At 67.4% G+C, this 4,034-nt stretch carries 4 protein-coding genes; all 4 read left to right on the top strand.

Annotated features, from left to right (window positions below; genetic code table 11):
* Window positions 1-997 (top strand): amidohydrolase family protein (locus DD1DGNOD_RS02615; RefSeq protein ID WP_241255421.1); only part of this gene is annotated, 997 nt, incomplete at its 5' end.
* A gap of 57 nt (window positions 998-1,054) precedes the next feature.
* Window positions 1,055-1,372: an antibiotic biosynthesis monooxygenase family protein gene (locus tag DD1DGNOD_RS02610; RefSeq protein ID WP_131769360.1), complete on the top strand. Its 318-nt coding sequence runs from the start codon at window positions 1,055-1,057 to the stop codon at window positions 1,370-1,372.
* A 456-nt stretch (window positions 1,373-1,828) separates the two neighbouring features.
* A complete protein-coding gene (locus DD1DGNOD_RS02605; RefSeq protein ID WP_131769359.1) occupies window positions 1,829-2,260 on the top strand; it encodes a roadblock/LC7 domain-containing protein in 432 nt (143 codons plus the stop codon).
* A 197-nt stretch (window positions 2,261-2,457) separates the two neighbouring features.
* The coding region (locus DD1DGNOD_RS02600; RefSeq protein WP_430827747.1) for an ArnT family glycosyltransferase at window positions 2,458-4,034 on the top strand (1,577 nt) is incomplete at its 3' end.

Here is a 4,034-nt window from a genome sequence, read left to right as displayed (position 1 = left end):
GTCCGTCGGCCCGCGGGCCGACGGGTACATCGACGTCCATCATCACGCGCTGCCACCCACGCTGAAGAAGCTGCTGGTCGGTCGCGGTCTCCTACCGCCGGTGGGCGGACCGCCATTTGCGACCTGGGAACTCACCAATGCACTAGAAACCATGGACGCAAACGGCATCGAGGTGGGGTTGGCCTCGGCAGCAATACCCAGCGAGTTCCTCGGCGGCGACGAGGCATGGGCGGTGCAGGTCGCCCGCACCGCCAACGAATCGCTGGCTGAGATCGTCCGGGAATACCCCACCCGGTTCGGATTCCTCGCCTACCTTCCCCTGCCATTCACCGACGTCTCACTCGCCGAGGTCGCGTTCGCTTTCGACGAACTGCACGCCGACGGCATCATCGTGGGCAGCCACGCGGGTGAGACGTACCTGGGAGACCCGGAACTCGACGCGGTGTTCGCCGAACTGGACCGGAGACGGGCGGTCGTGCTCACCCACCCGTTCAATCTGCCGTCCTGCGGGGTGACTCCACTTCCGCCGTTCGTCGCCGATTTCATGCTCGACACCACACGGGCGGCAATCCAAATAATCATGTCGGGAATACTGGACCGCTACCCGGCGATATCGTTCGTTCTGCCGCATGCCGGAGGATTCCTGCCATACCAGGCCGCCCGACTCACCCTTGGCGCTGCCCTGGGTTACGGCCTTGACGCCGCTACGGTCCATGCCAGCCTGCGCCGGTTCCACTACGACACCGCCGGACCGATGTCACCGTATGCGACACCCACGCTGCTGGCCGCCGCGGGCGTCTCGCGCATCCTCTACGGCAGTGACTACAACGCGGTGCCCGGTCCGGTGATTGCCGCGGCATCCCAGGCGCTGCGCAACGACCCCGCTCTCAACCCCGAAACACTCCGGCAGATCGGCCGCGACAACGCGCTGCGGCTCTTCCCGACCGTCGGTCGACGGCTGGAAGCGGCACCGCGATCCGTCCCGGCGACCACCTGAACCGTCCCTACCCCCAGGGATCAACCAGTAGCCGCACCGCCGGAAAGAGGATCGCCGATGACCGTACGCATCCTGGTGTTCGCCAGCGTCGCTCCGGAGCTCGCGCACGAGTTCGAGCACGCCTACACCCAGGTCACCGCACGGATGCAGGGCACGCCCGGTCTGCTTGGGGACGAGCTGCTGCGAGACGGGAACGACCCAGGCCGCTACCTCCTGCTCAGCGAGTGGGAGAGCGAGGAGCAGTTCCTTGCCTGGGAATCCGCACCGGCCCACCGGGAGATCACCGTACCGATGAGGCCGTACTGGTCCGGGAACTTCGAACGCCGGATCTACAACCTCGCCGCCCGGCTCGAACCTAAGGTCCCCGTCGGCTGACCGCAGCGGTTCGGTAACCGGCCGCCCGTCCGTTACCCCGTGGACAGGCGGCCGGACCGACGTTCATATAGCCTGAAGCAGGCGAATCTACAGAAGACAGCGTGAATCGAGCAATACGGAGAAAACCCTCCGAACCCCTGCCGGTAAGAGCGGGCCCGAGAAGCATCGTTCGATCAGCGAGCCACGTCGAGAGGTGGCTCTCAAACACGCTCTGAAGAGCGCGTGCACCACCGGCGGGCCCAGCCCGATACCCTTGGAGCCAAATACCTGTGGTTCGTGCAGGTTGCCGACGTAAGGGTCGGCTCTCGGAGAGATCAGGGGGTGTCCTGCCGGAGTTATGGAGGACCGGTCCACCAGAGGGAACCTGGGCGCCGTCATCGGAGTGAAGCCGATATCGTCGCTCCGGTACCCTCCCTGCCCGGCGGCACCGCACGACCTCGATCCGGACGACATGACGTGATCGAGACGGTGCCACAGAATCCGGAGCTGGACGGGCTGGTCAACAACTTCGTCAGGTCCATACCGGGTGTCGCAAGCGCTATCGTCGTCTCAGCCGACGGGATACTGCTTGCCGTCTGTGACGGTTTTCTGCGTGAACGGGCCGAACAGCTTGGCGCGGTTTCCTCGGGGCTACTCGGCCTGACGATAGGCGTGGCGACCCTGATGGAAGCCGGATCAGTCACCCGGACAATTGTGGAGATGGACTACGGCACCCTGCTCCTCACGGCAATCGGTGACGACGCCTGCCTGTCCGTTCTGACGGCCAAGACCTGCGAAATCGGCGTTGTCGGCTATGAGATGACACGACTCGTGACGCAGGCACGCGACTGCCTCGTACCCACGAAGCGGGACGAAGCACGCCACACGGCAACCGGATCCTCAACCTGATCGCCGGCTGTCGGCGACGCTCGTCGGGCACGCCGGGTACGGGCGGGCCGCTCCTTGAATCCGATTCGGCCCGCCTCACTCTCAGTCGACTCCCAGGCTCGCGTCAGGTCCGCGTCAGGCTGAAACCCCACGATTAGTGCCATGACGGTGGCTCCCGACCTTCGACAGCCCGGACCAGCGACGACGAGGATCCGGCCGTGACCACAACTGTTCCCGAACAGGCGGCCGGCATTCCTCCTGCCCCGGCCGGGGTGGTCGCCGGCAACGTCCCACGGCCGGGGGTGGGGTGGGCTCGGGGCTTCCTGCGCGGCCGGGAAGCCGACCCGCCATGGGTGCGCCCTGCCCTGCTCACCCTCCTGGCCGGGACAGCCGTGCTCTACATCTGGGGGCTGGGCGCGTCCGGGTGGGCGAACAGCTTCTACACCGCCGCCGTCCAGGCGGGGTCGTCGAGCTGGACGGCGTTGTTCTTCGGCTCCTCGGACGCCTCGAACTTCATCACCGTGGACAAGCCGCCGGCGTCGCTGTGGGTGATGGACATCTCGGTGCGCATCTTCGGTCTGAACCCGTGGAGCGTGCTCGTCCCGCAGGCGCTGGAAGGCGTCGCCGCCGTCGGTGTGCTGTACGCGACGGTCCGGCGCTGGTTCTCCCCTGCCGCGGCGCTGTTGTCCGGTGCTGTATTCGCGTTGACACCGGTCGCGGTGTTGATGTTCCGGTTCAACAACCCCGACGCGCTGCTCGTCCTGCTTCTGCTCCTCGGCGCCTATGCGACCGTCCGGGCGGTGGAGACGGGCAGTACCGGCTGGCTGGTCTGGGCAGGCGTCTTCGTCGGTTTCGGTTTTCTCGCGAAGATGATGCAGGCATTCCTGGTCGTACCGGCTTTCGCGCTCACGTATCTGGTGGCCGCGCCCATATCACTGCGGCGCAGGATCGGCCGGCTCCTCCTGTCCGGAGCAGCGATGCTCATCGCCGCCGGATGGTGGGTGGCGGCCGTGGAACTGTGGCCGAAGGACTCCCGGCCCTATGTCGGCGGGTCGCAGAACAACAGCGTCCTCAATCTCGTCTTCGGCTACAACGGCTTCGGACGGCTCAACGGCAACGAGGCCGGCAGCGTCGGCGGGGGCGGGGGCACCGGCAGCCGCTGGGGGGAGACCGGTCTGACCAGGATGCTCAACACGGAGATGGGCGGTCAGATCTCCTGGCTCATCCCCGCGGCGCTGATCATCCTGGTGGCCGTGATCGCGTTGTGCGGGCGCGCCCTGCGCACCGACCGGACCCGTGCCGCGCTCCTGCTCTGGGGTGGCTGGCTGATCGTCACCGGTGTCACGCTGAGCCTCGCCGAGGGGATCATCCACCCTTACTACACGGTGGCGCTTGCGCCGGCGATCGCTGCCATCGTCGGTGTCGGCGGCGCCCATCTGTGGCGCAGACACGACCATCTCGTGCCCAGCCTGGTCCTGGCGGCCGCGGTCGCCGCCGCGACCGCATGGTCGTACGTCCTGCTGCACCGGACGCCCGACTGGCATCCGTGGCTGCGAACGCTCGTGGTCGTCGTCGGCGTCACGGCGATCGTCGCGCTGATCCTCACGCTCGTGCTCCCCGCGTATCCGGCACGTCGCGCCGCCGCGGTGATGGCGGCTGCCGGCATCGCGGCGGCGGTCATCGGGCCCGCGGCCTACGCGGTCGAGACAGCCTCCACCGCCCACACTGGTGCCATCCCGTCGGCGGGACCTGCGAGCTTCGGCGGCTTCGGCGGCGGTCCCCGCACGGGCACCTT

The organism is Candidatus Protofrankia californiensis, from assembly GCF_900634765.1.
Taxonomy (GTDB): Bacteria; Actinomycetota; Actinomycetes; order Frankiales; family Frankiaceae; genus Protofrankia; species Protofrankia californiensis.
This window is presented reverse-complemented; position numbering and strand designations above follow the sequence as displayed.

Excerpts from the sequence above, each read along its gene's own strand:
- DD1DGNOD_RS02610 (WP_131769360.1), top strand. The coding sequence starts at position 1,055 with ATGACCGTACGCATCCTGGTGTTCGCCAGCGTCGCTCCGGAGCTCGCG.